Source organism: Clostridium sp. LXY-7, assembly GCF_056172015.1.
Genome location: NZ_JBLLJL010000004.1, coordinates 380,110 through 399,246 on the forward strand (window position 1 = coordinate 380,110; position 19,137 = coordinate 399,246).

Consider the following 19,137-nt stretch of genomic DNA (forward strand, 5'->3'; position numbering starts at 1 on the left):
GAAGTCCTATTTTTATAATGGTTAATTAATTTAGTAAATTACCATAATAAGTAATTACTTAAAATATGTTTTGGATCCATTATTTACAATATAAGATCCATTTGGAACTTGAATTCCCACAATACACACGTTTAAGCAATCAACACATGAACCCATTGAATTTATTAAACATAAAAATAGTGTGAACCAATTTAATAATCCAAAAATATTAAGAATAAAAGGTAATATAATTGATAACAAAATCAATGGCATAATACAAATAATTATATACCTACTCTTTTTGATTTTTTCAGTAGTACAAACAAACCCGAAAAACCCATTAATGCCCCAATATGTTTTATCTGATTTTAAAACATTAGGTATAAAACAAGCATGGATAAATTCATGTATTATCATAAACAAAAAAATTATAACAACATATAGTAGAGTAACTAAATCTACTGTAAATGTAATGCCAAAGCCAGGATTACTATTTAGAAGTTCTTTTAATGGAGTATATAAATAAAATGCAATGATAATAGAAATAACCCCATTTATGATCATAAATGGTATTGATAGTAAAGTTGCCATTACTAAATTAGGGGGTTCTTTTATTTTCTTCCATCCATTAGATATAAGTATGTTACTAAGATTTTCATCAATAGGAGGTATTTTTTTGATATATCTCATTAATCACACTCCTTTCCTAAAATATAAATAATAGTTGTTATACAACAAATTACAACTATTCGTTAGTAATATATTGTATTATACGTAATTTTAACCGCAAATATAATAAATTTCAATACCTTCATTCTGAATAAAGAGTAAGATTCTACAACATCTTGCTTATATATAACAATCTCCCTATTATTTCTATATTAAGGTACTTGTGCTATAATGTGGCTATGTATGTGATTACACTTAATTACATTAAACTTTATTTAGTTAGTAGACAAAAAGGGGGCACTGCTTTATGAGAAAATATGTTATTTATGCATAGCAGAGGCTATTGCATAGCAATTAATGATTAAAAATATGAAATGGCCTTTGCTCAATCCTAAAATGAAATAGTATTTAGGAGGAGCATATTAATGAGCTATATTAAAGCAACAGAGGTGTTGCCAAAGGAAATATTGGATTTAATTCAAAAGTACGTTGAGGGTGAATACATTTATATTCCTAAAAAGGAATGTAACAGAAAGGCTTGGGGAGAAACTACCAAAAGTAAGAAGGAAACTTATGAGAGAAATTCACATATTTATGAGAAATACTGCGAAGGTATATCTATAAAAGCTCTTTCCGAAATGTATTATTTATCTCCCAAAAGTATACAAAGAATTATTTTGATAATGAAAAGAGCAAACTAATAAGAAAATGTACCATAAAGTGAAAGATTAATGGTGCATTTTTATTTGGGAAAAATGTTATAGGTTTATATACTGATTTTGCTAGGTAATATCATTTAAATAGACCTTTCCAGAAGTAGTGAATTCGAATTTATGTTACAATTATAGATATAATTTAAGATATTAACTAAATGGAGGAGATAAAAATGTTTACCAAGGATGAACTTCTAGTAATTAAAGATGCATTAAAAATTGCTGATAAGGAATATATTAAACTAATTGACTTACATAAGAATAACAGAAATAGCTTGGTTGCTTATAACAGAAAGCAAAAAAATCTATGGATGACTCAAAATAAATTAAATAAAATTTTAGATGAGGAACAATACGAAAAATAAATAAGGGTTAATCCAATAATAAATCCAATAAAAATGCGCCATGAAGCGAAAGCTGAGTGGCGTATTTTTGTTTCAGAAAAATGTTATAGGTTGATGTGCTGATGTATCCAGTGATATGGTTAAAATAGAATTTTAAGGAAGTTATGAAACCGATGGTAACATAAGCAAAATATTAATAGTTAGTAAAAATAATCTATTATATATAGTTGGAGGATTATAATGCAAATAAGTACAATTCCAAAAGATTTTATTATCAATATAGCCGTTGATACGGGAGGAAAAGTAGTATCGAATTTCCTTTTACATGGACTAAAAATTAAAAATGATTCAGATAAAAATGTAATACTAAAGTATATAGATTTTGAGTTATATGCTTCAGATATTTTAGTAAAACAAGTTACCTACCAAGGAAAATCACTTGAGAATACTATAGAAGAATTTGCGGAAAAGAATACCTGGCTTGGTAAAGGTTTTGGGGCTAAATTATTTTTGGGTGAAGAAGGATTTTGGAATCCAGAGTACTATACGAATTCTATAGATATGAAACCAAATCAGGAAACAGGGATATTTAATGAATATTTTATAGTAGTCTACAATAAAGTTATAGATAGATTAGTGATAAAAGTTAATTATACTAAATGTGACCAGGAACAGATACAGGAGTTGAAAGTTCCGTTAATACAATATAAGAATAAAAATCAATATATATTTCCACTTAAAGGGAATATATCAACTTGTGGAAATTATAATAGTTTGATGGACCATAGACAGCATTATTCAATGGAATTTGCTTTTGATATGGCTCAGTATAATGTCGATCAAAAGTTATGTTACAAGGAAAATATGTGTGAAGAAGACTATATAGTTTATGGCAAGGATATACTTGCAATAGCTGATGGAGAGGTAGTAGATTGTTATCACAGCTTTACTATGACTACTTCTTGGGATTGGAATGAGAGGAAGCCACTTATAGATAAATATGGACTAGCAGCTCAGTGTGGAAACCATATAGTTTTGAAGCATGCTAATGAAGAATATTCTTTTTATGGTCACTTGATTACAGATAGTCTAACCATAAGAAAAGGTGATAGAGTAAAACAAGGACAAGTTATAGCTAAGGTTGGGCATACAGGAATGTCTGGCTGCCCTCATCTCCATTTTCAACTAATGGATGGACCAGATTTCTTCGTAGCTAGAGGGCTACCTTGCTCTTTTTTAAATATACGAGATGTTGCTGGTAATAAACTTAGCCTAATACAAGAGGATAATATAATTGTGCATGCTGAATAAAAAGTATAGGTTCTACAACATTTTATTTATATAAGTTGCAATTAGATTTGTACATTATTACAATCTATATAATATTGAAATTATAAAATATTTATAGTGTAATTTGGAATGAAAATTTTGAAAGAAGTGTTAAACATGATTAAGACAAACGGTAGATTTGTAATTGAAATTTTATGTCTAACTACTTCAAGTGAAAGTTATTAAATATAGTTTTGATTTACAACTGTTGTTGCTATTATCATCGATATTATAAAGATAAGTTAATTAATCCTGAAGTAGTTAGAATAACTATTTTAGGGTATTTTTATGTCCCAATGAAGTTCAATTTACTAGGTAAAGTATAATTTATATTTAAAATATGGTAAAATATACAAGGAGTGAGGGAGGAGAATCAATATGAAATTACAGTTATTGGGAAATTGTACAGTTTTAATAACCACTAAAGATGCAACAATAATGTTAGATCCATATTTTAGCAATGTTGGTAATTTACTATACAGAAGAAGCAAACCCGTTTCAAGTAGCTATAAGGAGATAGAAACTTTAGATGGGATTTTATTAAGTCATGAACATTTTGATCATATGGATTTTGGATTTTTAAATAAATTTAAAAATAAATGTCCAATATATGCACCTATGTTATCATTTAAAACATTACTATTCAATAGAAAGGCTGTAAATAAAGGAGATAATTTTTTAATAAAAGATATATCCATAACGGTTGTACAAGCTAATCATATTTCTCCGGCAGTTGGATATGTAATAAAAGCAGAAGGTAAAACTATTTATTTTTCAGGTGATACTTATTATGGTAACTTTATTAAGGATATATCATTAAAATTTCCAATTGATATTACTATTTTGCCAATAACAAATTACTTTCCACCTATGACTATGGGGGAAAAGGGAGTATTAAAAGCATTGAATGTATTGAAGCCAAAATGGTTTATCCCAATGCATAAGGATATAATGCAAAGAATGAAATCAGGTAGTTGTACTATTTCAAAGGAAAAATTAGAATTGTTAATAAGGGATAGTAAAGAAAATGTAGATTTAATATATTTAGAAAATGGAGAAACCTTTGACATATAATTAATAAGTATAACATCTAAAGGATTGTAAGCCAAAATTAAAAATCAAGGGAAAAACAAGAGCCATGTTCTTTTTCTATAATTTCAAAAATATATTTTAATTGTAATAAATACTTTGTACAGTTGGAATTATTGAAATTTAGAAGGAGTTGAATTCATTTGGCTAGGGAAATTAAATATGTACAGCCGATTAATCCAACGGATGAAGAGCGATATGAGATGATGAGAATTGCCCTAGAAGAAGAAAATCGTATTGAGGATTTTGACAATTTAATAAAACTACTTGGGCCGCCAAAAGATATTACAACCATTGCATCTCCTAGAGAATGTAGTGGTGTTAGAGTAGGTATAATAGGGGGTGGACTTGCGGGATTAGCGTCTGCCTTTGAACTTAGAAAGCTTGGATTTAATATCACTATTTTTGAGATGCAGGAAAGTCGTATTGGTGGTAGAGTCTATACTTATTATTTTGATAAGGATAAAAAATATTACGGTGAACTTGGAGCTATGAGAATACCTGTAAGTCATCAAACTACATGGCATTATATCAATACATTCAATTTGCAGACAGCGCCTTTCGTTCAAGAAAATGAAAATGGATTTATATATGTAAGAAATAAGAGAGCAAGAAATGATCCTGAAGGCAAAGGTGTAATGGAAAAGATTTATCCACAATTTAATTTAACTCCATGGGAAAGAATCACTCCATGGCAAGAGCTTATTGAGTATGGATTAGGAAGTCAATTGTCGAAGATAAATCCAAATATGAGAAAAGAGCTATTACAAATAAAAAGAGAATACTCAAAGGAAATTGAATACTTGGGAAGTTTAAGTGCTAGAGATGTATTAGAAAAAATGAAGATCAGTGAAGGGGCAATAGAGTTAATTTCATGTGTTTCTCCTTTCATAGGTTATCTTTATTACAATAGTTATATTGAAAATTTGCAAGAACAATATACTATAGATAATGCTTATAGATATGGAATAGCTGGAGGTACAGTAAATTTACCTCTTGCTTTTTATAAATCCTTAGTTTCTAAAGAGCCTAAGGAATATCCTTGTATTAGTAGGGAAGATTTAGGAAAAGTCTTTTGGAAAAATGGAAAAACAGTAACTGGTATATATAAAGAAGCTAGAGATAGTAAGGTTGTACTTGAGTATAAAGGTGAGAAATCTTCAGAGGTTTCTCATGAAAGTTTTGACTTTGTTATTTGTACTATTCCTTTTTCTAGTCTTCGTAATGTAAACATATATCCTATGTTTAGTACTGAAAAAATGCAAGCAATAAAGGAACTTAATTATACATCCTCTCAAAAAACTTTATTTATGTGCGATGAGCGTTTTTGGGAACAAGGAGGACCTAAGGAGAGAATAATAGGAGGAGCATCCTTTACTGATCTGGTAACTTCGAATATATGGTATCCTAATTACTTAAACTATTCTGATATTGATAAGATGAAAAAAAATAAAAAATATATTAATCCCGATGAGCCAGGTGTTCTTTTAGCATCCTACAACTTAGAGCAGGATGCAATACGACTAGGAAATCTAGATACTAAAATGCGTATTCCGGAAATAAAGAGGCAAGTGGAGGCTGTTCATGGCCTTTCAAGAGGGTATTTAGATTCAATAGTGGAAGATTATAAAACTATCAACTGGGATAGTGAACAAGGCTTTTATGGAGCATTTTGTTATTTTATGCCTAGCCAACAAAGTCTTTTTGCATATGCATCGGCGAAACCTGAATATAATAATAGAGTATATTTTGCTGGAGAACATGCATCTCTAACACATGGGTGGATACAAGGATCTGTAAATAGTGGTATGAAAGCCGCTAATGATATAGCAGAATATTGTAAAGTCATGTCAGGAAATGAACATTCAAATTTATGTTACTAAAGAGGAAAATAGATAAGTTGTAATTAAGTTTCTACATTATACAAATAGTATTCACAGCAATAAAATTTAAATAGTTTATAAAATAAAAGCCTTTAATTAATATGAATTATCATTATTACAAAATATATATAAATTCTTATTTGAAAAATTAACGGGTTAAGTGTAAACTTAGATTCCTGCAGAGCTATGAGCAATAATATATAGTTCATTATCAACACTATATTAAAACAAAGCCTAAAAAATAATAAAGTGTAGGAAGAGTTATTTAAATATGAGCCTTCTTACACTTTTAATTTTATGTATATAGTTAGATATTATTGAAAATCATATTCTCCAGTATTTGTTACAATCCGATTTTTACCATTACTTTTTGCTTTATATAGCATCTTATCAACACTACTGATTATATCAGTATAGTTGGATAAATGACTAAAGTCTTTATTGACATATATCATACCAGCACTAAAAGTAATAGGTGAGACTAAGATTTCTTCAAAATATAATTTCAACTCTTTTTGAATTTTTTGAATTCTTTTAAGTGCTTGCTCCTGCTTTGTATTCATGAATATGAATACAAATTCTTCACCACCATATCGTCCAAAGATATCAGAGGTACGTATATTTTTTCGTGAGATTTTTGAAAAAATCTTTAATACTCTGTCACCCATTAAATGTCCATACTGATCATTAATTTTTTTAAAATCATCAAAATCAGTCATACAAATAGTAAATCTACACTTTTCTTTTTTAGGCTTCATAAGTTCATTTATATAGTCTAGCAAACTATATTTATTTATGGCACCAGTTATTAAATCTAGTTCAAGTTGCTCTAAAAGAAAATCTTCATGGTGTTTATGTTGTGTAACATCTGTAAATGAAAGTATAGCATAAAGATTATCTTTATAAATTATAGGACTTCCATTTACATTAAACCATTTAGTTTTTTTATTTTCACCAATAATAGAAGTATGACTAATAAGCATGTCTTCTACAGAAACTTTGTTATTTAATATATTATCAAGACCATTTCTTACATCGCAATTTTTGCATTTAGGAGCTTGTCCACATGTGAAGTTATTATCTTTCAAATTGCTGCATTGAAACACATTACCAAATGGAATACCCTCAATATTATAAGATTCTAAATTAAAACATTTAAACATATAATCATTAACAGACACTAGATTCTTGTCTATATTTACAATTATTAGTCCCACTAAAGCATGATTATATATATTGTAGTAAAATGAGTCACTACCACATTTAAGAATATCTAACATTTTAGTTTCCGCTTTTTTCATAAAATCACCTATTTTCTAATAAAATAAATCATTCAACCAATAAATAACTAAGTAAAATCACTTAAGAAATAGCTAGTTTTAGATACGCAAATATGCTTATTAAAACTAGAATTCCATCTTAAGGATATTTTTCTTAGAGATTTAAAATGAAATAGTGTTAGAGATATTTTTTGCCTTCACATATAATACATAAAAAGTAATTATATAGAAAAAGTAATTATAGTACTAGTTCAGATTTATTTTATTAAGCAAGGTAACTTTTAAATTTATATAATCTAAATATTTCTCATTTAAGTTAAATAAAGAGACTTGTATCTTATATGCGTCAAGGTATAAATCACAATATCCATATTTTCATCTCATATTATACTATGTGATCATTTTATCTATGTAGTACATTATAACATAGTAAAAATGTGCATACAATACATATTAGAGATTATTATAGAAAGGCGATGAAAAATTTGGAAATAAATTATAGTGATATAGGAAAAAGGATACGTAGTGAGCGCACAAAACAAAATATTACACAGGAAAAACTGGCTGAAATGACGTATTTATCAATTGCACATATAAGTCATATTGAAACAGGAAATACTAAGCTTAGTTTACCTACTATTGTAAAAATTGCAAATGCACTGACTACCTCTGTAGATGAATTGCTCTGTGATAGTATCATCAAATCAAAAAAAATCTTCGAAAATGAAATATCAGATCAAATTAAAGACTGCACTGAAAAAGAAGTACGTATTATTGCAGACATTGTAAAAGCTACAAAAATAGCTATCAGAAAAACTCTTCATTTTAAATAACCCGATTAACTTATAAAAATAATAATATTAATTTATTTTATATTATGTTTTGATAAATTTTAATATATTACATAAAGCTTTTGTAATAATTATGTAAAACTTTTGTGTCTTAACAGGGAGAGTTATAAACATATATAATCAATAAAATATTTTAATAGGATTTACTATGAACTTCATTAATATACAGAGAAAAATGGGCAGTCTATAAAAAGTTACAGTTAATAAGCATATTTTAAAATTTAGTACAGTTTCAAAGTAAAGATTTATATTCATAAACAAAACCTTGATAATATTTTTTATACTATCGAGGTTTTGATCTCTTTATATATACATATATAGTATTAAAAGTTATAGAAACTTTAATATGTAATTTAATAACTTGATTGAAGTTTTGCCTCTAAAAATTCATTGAGTTTAAAGTATATTTCATTTTTCATAATATTTTAGAAGTATTACTGGAAAATTATCTAAATATCTGATTAGATATAAGTAGAAGATAACTAAAATATTAGTTAAAATTCTTTTATTTTACATAATAACATTTATATGTTATTTATTGTAAAATATATAAAGAAATTATTGACAATAGAGAAAGTAAATGATAACATTAAAAAATTATATTGATAATGAATATCATTAAAAGATAAATTAATGATGAAATGATATAGAGGGGATGATTTAGTGGTGACTAATAATAGATTTTTAGGATTAAAAAAAATTTTTACATTCAACTCACTTAAGAAAAAAATAATAACAGGATTTATATGTGTAATCATTATGAATTTAATGGTATTTTTGGGGGTGGAATTAAGTAACGGTTATAAACAGGTGAAAAGCGAGGCTTTAGATAAAAGTTATGCCTATGCAGAACATATAGAAAAGGTTATATCACCTATAGGAATAAATCAATCAGATAAAATTCAAGAAAAAATAACAGATTTATTAAATAATCAATATAAGTTAGCTGGAGCTATTGGAGTTCTAGATAAAGATTTAAAATATATAGCAAATACAGATGAAAGCAAGATAGGGACTAGCTTTAAAAATAAAAATACAGAAAATTTAATTAAGGATAATAAAGTAGCAAGTTTTGAGTTAAAGATTGATGGACAAAATGAATATTTCTCTGTAGTTCCGTTGTATAAACAAGAAAAAACTATACCAGTAGATGTAGTATCTTCAGCTACTAGCACAGTAGATACAGTAACCTCGGCTAGCACTCAAGTAAATATACCAGGATTAATAGTTGTAGAAATGGATAATGAAGCAATGCTTATAGGATTAAAGGAGAGATTAATTAATACAACTATAATCAGCTTTGTAGTTTTTATAATATCCATAGGAATAGCTGTTTTGATATCTTCTAGCATAACAAGACCTCTACTTAAAATAAGAAATCATTTAAATCAGATAGCATCAGGAGATTTAACTAATGAAGTGAATATAAAATCTAAAGATGAGATGCTAGATTTGGCTAAGGACATTAATGGTACTAATTCGTCTTTAAAGAATATGATTTCACAAATAAAGGTTGTATCTAATGATTTAGATCAATATTCCAAAGAATTAAGCATTTCTGCTCAAGAAGTATCAACTGTAAGTGAGGAAATTTCAAACTCAATAGGTGAAATTACTGAAAATAGTACAGTACAGAGTAATAACTTAACAGATGCTACCAATAGAGTGAAGGAGTTTTCATATAGTCTGGATGAAGTAAATAATAAGATTAATGCTATAGAGAGTAGTAGCAAAGACATTAAAATTTCAGCAGATAAAGGAACAAATAGAATAAATGAAGTAATAATCACTATAGATGAGGTGCAGGATACTTTTAAAACCTTCGGAGATAAAATAGAAGAACTTACGAGTAATGTAGTTCACATAAATTCTATTAGTCATACAATTAATAATGTAGCGAAACAAACAAATTTACTTTCGCTAAATGCATCAATAGAAGCTTCTAGAGCTAAAGAAGCAGGTAATGGGTTTGCAGTAGTGGCAAATGAGATAAAAAGTCTTGCAACCCAAACACTAGAGTCTTCAGAAAATATAACTAAGTTAATTGGAGAGATATCTGAAAGCACTAAATCTGTTTCAGAAGCTGCAGAAGCTACTACTGAAAAATTCAAGGCTCAATCTCAAACAATTTCTGAAACTATAGCTTTATTTAATAATATAGTAAGGCAAATGAATATTATAATACCTGAAATTAAAGAAATAGCTACAGTAGTTAAAAATTCTGTACATATGAAAGATAGTATTCTTAATAATATTCAATGTGTAACCTTAGCAGCAGAGGGACTTTCAGCATCTATGGAAGAAATATCTCAATCAATTGAAGAGCAGTCGGCTACAATAATAGATATGTCTAATTTATCTGAAAATTTACATGGTATTTCTAATAACATGGTGAATGTAATAGAAAATTTTACAGTTTAATAGCATAAAAACTAAAAAGATATATTAACTGATTTTAAAATCAGTTAATATATTTTTAATTGACATTATCACTAATTAGTGATAAATTTAAACCATGGATAACAATTTTTAAATTTGAAGTTTTAGAGGTGGTGTATAAAATGCTAAAAAAAATAGATAATAAAAATATGGGAAAAGCTAATCATGGATGGCTAAAAAGTTCTTTTCATTTTTCATTTGCAGATTATTTTAATCCATTAAATACTAATTTTGGAGTTCTAAGAGTGCTAAATGATGATTTAATTGCAGAAGATACAGGGTTTGATACTCATCCTCATAAAGATATGGAAATTATAACTTATGTTGTAAATGGAAAATTAACCCACAAGGATAGTATGGGGAATAGCAGAGTATTATCAAGAGGACATATGCAATATATGAGTGCTGGTACAGGCATATATCACAGTGAACATAATTTTGGAAATGAAGAATTAAGACTTCTTCAAATATGGATTATACCAGATAAAAAAGGCTATACTCCAAATTATGGAGACTATGAATTTAATTGGGATGAAAGATGTGGTCTCTGGCTTCACATGGTATCGAGTCAAGAAGGAACTACGCCTATTAAAATTAATCAAGACATCAATATTTATACTATTTATTTAGAAAAAGGAAATAAAGAATCACTTAATATAGTTAAAAATAGGCAAGCTTATTTGGTGCAAATTGAAGGATGTTCAAACATTAATGATGTATATTTAAATGAAGGGGATTCTTTAGAAATTATAGAAGAGGAAGTTAAGATTAGAGCAAAGGAGAATTCACACTTTATAGTTATAGAGATGAAGAAGTCAGAAAGTTTTTATCTATAAAAGAGTGTAAAATAATAATGTTAAGCTATAATTATTAATAGCTTAAAACATATAGTTATATAAAGAGATTTATAAGAGTAAACATGTTGGTATTTGAAGGATGAATATTGCCTTGATAAATTAGTTTAACTATTAAGAACCTCGACACTTATAATGCCGAGGTTCTTTTTATTGTATAATGGTGTACTCAAAGTTTTCAAACAGCAAATTAGTTCCTTCTTTTATTTCTAAAGGTAGCAATCCTCGTGCCACACTTATTTGTTCTTTATTTTCGTCCTCTAAAATGGCATAGTCGCCATCGATTAAAATAACCTTATAATTTATAGTTACCATATAAAACACTTCCTTATATAATAAAGATTTATAAAGATATTATATAATTAAACAATATATATTCCAATAGTATCATTTAATCAAAGCCTAGAGGCTTGAAGAAAATTATTAGGCAAATGGTTTAAGTGTAAACTTAGATTCCTGTAAAGCAAAGGAATCTCTAGTTGCCTGTACCCGGATGGGTGAACTTATGAAGAGCTGTAAGTAATAATATATAGTTCATTATCAACGCTATATTAAAACAAAGCAAAATATAAAAACAACATTTGCCAATTAATTCAACAAAGTTAAATTAAATGGAAAATGTTGTTTTTAATGGTATGTATATGGTAAATAAAGATAAGCAATGAAAATTACTTAAAGCCCATTTTAAACTCTTCTAAAGAAAAAAAATGAATTTTACTAATAGTTATATCGATAGTAGAATTAGCCTTAGTTAATAATAGAAAAACATATTTGGAGGGATTTAGAAATGAAACTTGATGTCTCATTGAGACAAGAAGTATATAGATCGGATGCTTTTAAGATTATTGAATGGTTAAATGATGATGAAGTTACAAGATATCTGAATGAAGATAAGTGTGCTAGTAAAAATATTGAGAATGCTATTAATACTATAAATATGCCTATACTAACTCATTTATTTAATAATAATAGCAGTTTTTATATTATTAGAAATAAAGACTATTCTATTGGATTTGTTAGATTAATACAAAAGGGAACTGATGCAGAGATTGTCATAGCTATAGGAGAAAAAGAGCTATGGGGATTGGGGTTTGGAAAAGCAGCTATTCTAGAGAGTTTAAAGCAAGCATTTTTTACATGGCGAGTAGATAGTGTGATTGCAAAAATTAAACTAGAGAATACTAGATCAAGAAATGCATTTAAAGGAATTGGATTTAAAGAAGTTAAACATTTAGAGAAGGAAGTTAAGTATTCATTGACTATGCAAGACTTTTTAAAGATTGCAGCATAGATATCAATAAACGCACTTATTCAATGATAATAAAATGTTAAGGTTTTAGTTTATATAAAAGTTTCAATTAAGTTTGTGCATTATACAAATAGGCATATTACAAAAATTGAATTAACTAGAACTTTATATTATTACTGCTCAGCCGTAAAAAGAAGTAAGATGGTTATTCTTACTTCTTTTTTTGCATGTATTAAATGAGAATCTTCCTACAAATGATTTGCGCCTCAATAATACTTAGTTCTAATATCAACAAATATTTAAAATAAAGCCTAAATAAAATACATGAAATTCCTTAATAAAAATTATTATAAAATTGTAAAAAAATATATTGACAAGATAAAAGATATATCATAATATGTAATTGAGAATGAAAATCAATATTATTTGTAAGGGGTGGATATTATGAAAATTGTATATTGGTCAGGAACAGGAAATACTGAAAAAATGGCGAATCTTATTGCTAAGGGAATAGAAGAAGGTGGAAAATTTGCTGATGTCATAAATGTGAGTGATGCAAATTCTGATATATTTGAAAGTGAAGAAATTATTATTTTAGGATGCTCTTCAATGGGAGATGAGGTTCTTGAAGAAAGCGAATTTGAACCATTTATAGAAAGTATAGGTAATAAAGTATCTAAAAAGAAAGTTGCACTATTTGGTTCTTATGGTTGGGGAGATGGTAAATGGATGAGAGACTGGGAAGAGAGAATGACTTCTTATGGATGCGATTTAGTAGATGATGGTCTCATAACTGCCAATGAGCCAGAAGGTGAAGCAGTAGAAGAATGTATAGAATTTGGAAGAAAGATTGCGAAGCTATAAAGTAGTTAGAGATAATGAAGCATATAGATTTTTATAATAAATTAAATTCTATGGAAGATAAAGAATATATAGAAAAATTTTTACTGTATACTATATCTCCAATCATAGCAGGTTTAAAACCAGCATCAACTATAACACTTAAGAAAAATAGTGAAAAATTATATGATAAATGGATTAGATTCGGAAGAGATTTCATAGAAAAGATTAATTTAAATTTTATTGAGTTGAGAGAAAATCACGAGGCTATGGTAATCATGGTATATGATAAGAAGTTACTTGAAGAATGTATTTTTGAAGAAGATAGTAATAAATTTTTATCTGAATTAGGGTACTCTCAAGGAGAGATTGAAGAATATCTAATAAATCTAAAAATAAGGTATGGATTATATCATTGTCCCCATGAACTTGGTTTATTTTTAGGAATACCAATTAAAGATGTTAAAGATTTTATGGAGTGTTCAGAAAAAAAGTGTTTACTTTGTGGATATTGGAAAGTATACAATGATTTTGATAATGCTCAAAAAATATTTAATAGTATTAATAAAATTAAAGATTATGCTATGGATAATATAATAAAAGGAAATAAATCTAAAGATTTAACTCAAAGTATAAAAAGCTTTTTCTATTATCCTAAAGAAGCAACTTCATAAATTATAAATATTTAATCTAAAAAAGCTAGATGCAAAACATCTAGCTTTTTTAGATTAAATAATTGAGTGAATTGCATATTTTTTAAATGTTGATTTTACTATATTTTATTAATCCAAAAATGAACGTTTACCCCAAATGTTAAATTTATATAGTGCTACCAAATACAAACCAACGAGGTGAACACTATGTATATTTGACAAGAATGCTTTCTATTCTTTAATGAAATAATAAAATATCAACCAAAGACTAAATTAGAGTTAATATTATCAGAAAGTAGTTTTAAGAGCAAAAGGTAGTGAAATAGTTCATGGTAGTGATGTTGCCATAGAATTGTTTGATAAGTTTTTAAAAGATTATGAAAGCAATACATTTACAGTTAACAATATAGGAAAAGAATATGTTTATGTGCGTAGATATAATACAGTTGGGAGGGGAGAATGTGAGAAAATATAAAGGAAATCAAGCTCAAATATTTATAAGGATAACTTTCATAACTGCATTGCTATTTTCCGTAGCACTTACGGCGCACCTTACTTATTACACTGTAGTAGCGGGACTAACTCCATTGCAGTTAGTTCTTATAGGAACTGCTTTAGAAGCAACAGTTTTTATATTTGAAATACCAACAGGTATAGTTGCAGACATGAAAAGCAGAAAATTATCAGTGATAATAGGTTTTTTATTAATTGGAATAGGATTCATAATAGAAAGCTATAGCCCAAGGTTTTTAAATATAATTATTGCGCAATTTGTTTGGGGAATAGGCCATACATTTATAAGTGGAGCACTTCAAGCATGGATAAGTGATGAGGTTGGAGAAAACAAAAGTAGTAAATTATTTATAAAAGGTAATAAGTATGAAAAAATAGGAGAATTAATAGGAATACCAATCTCAATTGCAGTTTCATATGTGTCTATATCTTTGACAATAGGGTTATCAGGAATATGTTTTGTTGTACTATCTTTATACTTAATATTTTATATGGAAGAGAGAGGATTTAAACCAGCTATAGTAGAGAAGGGCGATTATAGATTCAGAAATATGTTTTTAACAGTAATTAGATCAAAGGATTTAATTACTAAAGATAAATTAGCATACTTGCTTATAGTAGGAGCATTATTTTTAGGGCTATATAGTGAAGGCTTGGATAGATTATGGAACCCATATTTAATAAATGAGTTTAACTTACCTAATATAATTAGTGTTACTATGTTTTTTGGCGTGTTAAGATTATTATTTATAATTATAAATATAGTTACTATAAATATATTTGAATATAAAAAAATACATGAAAATAAGGTACAAATATTATATTTTTTGTGTGTAGCTATTATATTCATAGCAATAGGATTAATAGGTCTTTCTAGAGTAGAGAATTTATATTTAGCTATAGCTATTTTATGTTTAATAAATGCTTCAAGAAATATTATTTACCCATTATACGATATAATGTTAAATTCATGCATAAAAGATTCAAGTATAAGAGCCACCATGTTTTCTATAAGAGGACAAGTTGATTCTATAGGGCAAACAGCTACAGGACCAATTATAGGGTTAATTGGGAGTAGATTTTCAATAAGAATAGCATTTATTGCATGTAGTATGTTACTATTGCCAGCTGTATACATTTTTAAATTAATAAAAAATAAATTGAAGAATAGCTGATAGATTATAGAAGATTTGCACATGAAAAAGATTTTGGAAAGTTAAATAAGGAAGATAAAAATATAGTAGATTGGGCAATGTAGTCAACTGGAACATTAGACTCTATACTTTAAGAAGCATGAAAATTATGATATACTTCATAATAAAAACAAATTATTAGGTAGTATTTAGGTATAGGTGTCTTATGGGGGGTTTAGTTTTGTTTACAGATGTAGGTGAACTTTATAAAAAGCAAAAAGAGTTAGAGTATCAGGGGACTATATTGAGAACTATAATAGATACTTTGCCAGAGTTTATCTTCTATAAGGATAATAAATGTAGATATTTGGGGTATAACAAAAAATGGAAAGATTATTATAGTGAGATGGGCTTTGAAAACATATTAGGAAAAACGGATTTAGAAATTGGAGTGTCTGAGGAATTAGCTTTAGATTTTATTAAAAAAGATAAGGAAGTTATGGAAAGTGGTAAACCACAATACATAGAGAGAAAATATATAGGGTCAGATAAAGAGATAAAATTTGAAGAATGTATAAAGGTACCTGTAATTAATGAAAAAGGTGAAACCTTAGGTATAGTTGGATTGGCTAGAGATGTTACTGAGCAAAGAAAAATGGAGGAAACTCTAAAATATTTAAGTTATGTAGATATTTTAACAGGTTTAAATAATAGAACTTCCTTTGAAATAAGATTAAAAGAGCTTAATAAAGAAGAAAATCTTCCTTTAGGAGTTATAATGGGGGATGTAAATGGATTAAAAATTGTTAATGATACCTTTGGACATTTAGAGGGAGATAGACTATTAAAGGATATTTCCAATGTTATAAAAATAGTTCTAAAGGAATCAGGACATGCCTTTAGATGGGGTGGAGATGAATTTGTAATCTTAATACCTAATGCTAATAAAGAAAGATGCGAAGAAATTAAAAGAGAGATTATAGAAATGTGTAAAGCTCATAGTTTTAATTTAATTGAACTTAGTATTTCACTAGGAAGTTCAGTTAAGGGACGGATAGAAGACAATATAGATATAAGTTTAAGAGAAGCAGAAGAGCACCTATATAGACAAAAGCTTTTGGAAGAAAGAAGTGTTAGAAGTTCTATAGTTTTTTCACTACAAAAGTCTTTAGAAGAAAAAAATATGGAAACAGAAAAGCATACTGAGAGATTAATTAATTATGCTTTACAAATAGGAAGAACACTAAAGCTTTCTATGGATGAATTATATGAACTAGAGCTAGTAACTAAGCTACATGATATAGGAAAGATAGGAATTAGTGAAGAAATATTATTAAAACCGGGAAAATTAACGGATAAAGAATTTACCACTATGAAAACACATACAGAAAAAGGTTATAGAATACTAAAAACATCTCCAGAGCTAGCTCATATATCTAAAGGTGTATTAAGTCATCATGAAAGATGGGATGGAAAGGGATACCCATTAGGACTTAAGGGTGAAGAGATACCATTAGCTGCAAGAATAGTGAATTTAGTAGATTCTTACGATGCTATGACTCATGATAGAGTATATAGTAAAGCAAGAACCAAAGAGGATTCAATTAGGGAGATTAGGAGATGCAAAGGGACACAATTTGACCCATGTCTAACAGATATATTTTTGAGTATACTTGAGAAGTAAATATAGAAAACATAAGATAAAAATAATATTGTAAGACATAGAAATGATATTATATAGAAAGCAAAGGAGTTAGAGAACCATTATGAAAGACCAAATTAAAAAGGGAAATGCCCTAGCCCTACTTCCACTGGGTATATTTTTGTTACTATTTCTTGGTACAGGCCTAGTAACTAGAGATTTTTATAAAATGCCTGTACTTGTAGCATTTATAATAGCGGCAGGCTGTGGATTTATTTTAAATAGAAAAGAGAGCTTTTCAAATAAGATAGAGATATTTTGTAAAGGTGCAGGTAATTCTAACATTATATTAATGTGTATGATTTTTATATTGGCAGGAGCTTTTGGAAATGTAGCCAAGGAAATGGGAGCAGTAGAATCTACAGTAAATTTAAGTTTATCATTATTGCCACCTAATCTTTTAATTGGAGGACTATTCATTATAGCGTGTTTTATATCTATATCAATGGGGACTTCTGTAGGTACAATTACTGCATTAGCGCCTATAGGAGTTGGAATTGCACAAAAGACAGGAATACCTGTGGCATTAGTTATAGGAGCTATAGTAGGTGGTGGAATGTTTGGAGATAATTTATCCATGATTTCTGATACTACCATTGCAGCAGTGAGAACTCAGGGATGTGAATTAAGAGACAAATTTAAGGTCAACTTCTTGATAGTTCTTCCAGCAGCTATAATTGCTATAATAATACTAACAATAATCACTGCCAAATATAAGGTGGATATATCAGGAGTATATGCCTATGAAATAATTAAAATATTGCCTTATATATTTATATTAATAGGTGCTTTGATGGGTATAAATGTATTTTTACTTCTTGGTGGAGGGATTATATTTACCTCAACCATTGGTATATTTACAGGAGCTTTTGACTTCTTTGGTGCAGCGAATGCAGCAGCTCAAGGCATGATGGGTATGGAGGATTTAGCTATGTTATCCATAGTGGTAGGTGGTACCCTAGAACTTATTAAATTTAATGGAGGAATAGATTTTCTTCTTAACTTTATTACTTCTAAGATTAAGACTAAGAAAGGGGCAGAACTTGGCATTGCAGGTTTAGTGAGTATTATTGATCTGTGCACTGCAAATAATACTATAGCTATAGTGATGGCTGGCCCTCTTGCAAAAAATATAGGTGATAAATATGAAATTGATTCTAGAAGAATAGCAAGTATATTAGATATATTTGCCTCTTGTGTACAAGGGCTTATTCCCTACGGAGCACAATTATTATCAGCAGCTGGATTAGCTGCTATATCGCCAATAGAAATATTGAAATATGTGCATTATCCAATGCTTATGGGCATATTTGGACTGATAGCTATAGCTACTGGCTTTCCAAGACTTAAAATGGAATCTATTGGAGAGAGGGCTATAAAGTAGTAGATCTGTCCTATGAATGTACATTATTTGACGAATTAATTGTTAAAGGAAAAAGAATATTTAACGGAGATAAGGATAAGAATAAAAAGACTAGAGGGTAATAGATATTGACAAATCTGAGATGGTTACATATAATGTTAATAATTGATAAAATGAAAATTCTATGAAAAGAAGAGTATCCTTTGAGTTTTCTTACAGCGAGCAAGAGTAGAGTGGAAGTCTTGCAAGAAAAG

General features: G+C 28.1%; 17 protein-coding genes and 1 other annotated feature (1 of these 18 only partly in view). Of the genes, 14 read left to right on the forward strand and 3 right to left on the reverse strand.

The genetic code is table 11. The features are described 5' to 3' along the window. Positions 1-54 precede the first annotated feature (54 nt). Positions 55-669 (reverse strand): DUF3267 domain-containing protein, encoded by a 615-nt coding sequence (locus ACI48Q_RS15020; RefSeq protein WP_474919931.1) that lies wholly within the window; start codon positions 667-669, stop codon positions 55-57. 404 nt (positions 670-1,073) lie between these two features. Here ACI48Q_RS15020 and ACI48Q_RS15025 point away from each other — a divergent pair, with 404 nt between their 5' ends. The 5 genes from ACI48Q_RS15025 (at position 1,074) to ACI48Q_RS15045 (ending at position 6,006) form a co-directional block, all read left to right on the forward strand. Beyond that, on the forward strand, positions 1,074-1,349 hold the full coding sequence (locus ACI48Q_RS15025) for a CD3324 family protein (RefSeq protein WP_474919932.1): 276 nt from the start codon (positions 1,074-1,076) through the stop codon (positions 1,347-1,349). Between the two features lie 185 nt (positions 1,350-1,534). Then, positions 1,535-1,726 carry a hypothetical protein gene (locus ACI48Q_RS15030; protein ID WP_474919933.1) on the forward strand — a complete coding sequence of 64 codons (192 nt, stop codon included), beginning with the start codon at positions 1,535-1,537 and terminating at the stop codon, positions 1,724-1,726. A gap of 219 nt (positions 1,727-1,945) precedes the next feature. Then, on the forward strand, positions 1,946-3,016 hold the full coding sequence (locus ACI48Q_RS15035; RefSeq protein WP_474919934.1) for a M23 family metallopeptidase: 1,071 nt from the start codon (positions 1,946-1,948) through the stop codon (positions 3,014-3,016). A gap of 396 nt (positions 3,017-3,412) precedes the next feature. Next, positions 3,413-4,108 (forward strand): MBL fold metallo-hydrolase, encoded by a 696-nt coding sequence (locus tag ACI48Q_RS15040; RefSeq protein WP_474919935.1) that lies wholly within the window; start codon positions 3,413-3,415, stop codon positions 4,106-4,108. Positions 4,109-4,326: 218 nt separating this feature from the next. After that, the gene (locus ACI48Q_RS15045) at positions 4,327-6,006 is read left to right on the forward strand and encodes a flavin monoamine oxidase family protein (RefSeq protein WP_474920186.1); all 1,680 of its coding nucleotides are present in this window, start codon (positions 4,327-4,329) and stop codon (positions 6,004-6,006) included. Between the two features lie 314 nt (positions 6,007-6,320). Here ACI48Q_RS15045 and ACI48Q_RS15050 read toward each other — a convergent pair whose 3' ends face one another. Beyond that, a complete protein-coding gene (locus ACI48Q_RS15050; RefSeq protein ID WP_474919936.1) occupies positions 6,321-7,307 on the reverse strand; it encodes a GGDEF domain-containing protein in 987 nt (328 codons plus the stop codon). A 464-nt stretch (positions 7,308-7,771) separates the two neighbouring features. On the opposite strand from ACI48Q_RS15050, the gene ACI48Q_RS15055 reads away from it, so the two are divergent. From ACI48Q_RS15055 to ACI48Q_RS15065, 3 genes are all read left to right on the forward strand, one after another. Next, a complete protein-coding gene (locus tag ACI48Q_RS15055; RefSeq protein WP_474919937.1) occupies positions 7,772-8,119 on the forward strand; it encodes a helix-turn-helix domain-containing protein in 348 nt (115 codons plus the stop codon). 681 nt (positions 8,120-8,800) lie between these two features. Further along, positions 8,801-10,558 carry a methyl-accepting chemotaxis protein gene (locus tag ACI48Q_RS15060; RefSeq protein WP_474919938.1) on the forward strand — a complete coding sequence of 586 codons (1,758 nt, stop codon included), beginning with the start codon at positions 8,801-8,803 and terminating at the stop codon, positions 10,556-10,558. 140 nt (positions 10,559-10,698) lie between these two features. After that, positions 10,699-11,412 carry a pirin family protein gene (locus tag ACI48Q_RS15065; RefSeq protein WP_474919939.1) on the forward strand — a complete coding sequence of 238 codons (714 nt, stop codon included), beginning with the start codon at positions 10,699-10,701 and terminating at the stop codon, positions 11,410-11,412. Between the two features lie 168 nt (positions 11,413-11,580). On the opposite strand, the gene ACI48Q_RS15070 is transcribed toward ACI48Q_RS15065, so the two are convergent. Next, on the reverse strand, positions 11,581-11,745 hold the full coding sequence (locus ACI48Q_RS15070; protein WP_474919940.1) for a DUF3006 domain-containing protein: 165 nt from the start codon (positions 11,743-11,745) through the stop codon (positions 11,581-11,583). 472 nt (positions 11,746-12,217) lie between these two features. Between ACI48Q_RS15070 and ACI48Q_RS15075 the strand changes: the two genes are divergently transcribed. From ACI48Q_RS15075 to ACI48Q_RS15100, 6 genes are all read left to right on the forward strand, one after another. Beyond that, on the forward strand, positions 12,218-12,721 hold the full coding sequence (locus ACI48Q_RS15075; RefSeq protein WP_474919941.1) for a GNAT family N-acetyltransferase: 504 nt from the start codon (positions 12,218-12,220) through the stop codon (positions 12,719-12,721). A 402-nt stretch (positions 12,722-13,123) separates the two neighbouring features. Next, positions 13,124-13,543, forward strand: a complete 420-nt coding sequence (locus tag ACI48Q_RS15080; protein ID WP_474919942.1) for a flavodoxin — start codon at positions 13,124-13,126, stop codon at positions 13,541-13,543. Positions 13,544-13,557: 14 nt separating this feature from the next. Beyond that, entirely contained in the window at positions 13,558-14,193 is a 636-nt protein-coding gene (locus tag ACI48Q_RS15085) for a DUF3793 family protein (protein ID WP_474919943.1), read from the forward strand. Positions 14,194-14,633: 440 nt separating this feature from the next. Continuing rightward, positions 14,634-15,860, forward strand: a complete 1,227-nt coding sequence (locus ACI48Q_RS15090; protein ID WP_474919944.1) for an MFS transporter — start codon at positions 14,634-14,636, stop codon at positions 15,858-15,860. A 199-nt stretch (positions 15,861-16,059) separates the two neighbouring features. Continuing rightward, complete coding sequence (locus ACI48Q_RS15095; RefSeq protein WP_474919945.1) at positions 16,060-17,502, forward strand: HD-GYP domain-containing protein; 1,443 nt, start codon at positions 16,060-16,062, stop codon at positions 17,500-17,502. Between the two features lie 82 nt (positions 17,503-17,584). After that, a complete protein-coding gene (locus ACI48Q_RS15100) occupies positions 17,585-18,904 on the forward strand; it encodes a Na+/H+ antiporter NhaC family protein (RefSeq protein ID WP_474919946.1) in 1,320 nt (439 codons plus the stop codon). 154 nt (positions 18,905-19,058) lie between these two features. Then, positions 19,059-19,137: a binding site (T-box leader), on the forward strand; it runs 133 nt beyond the window's last position.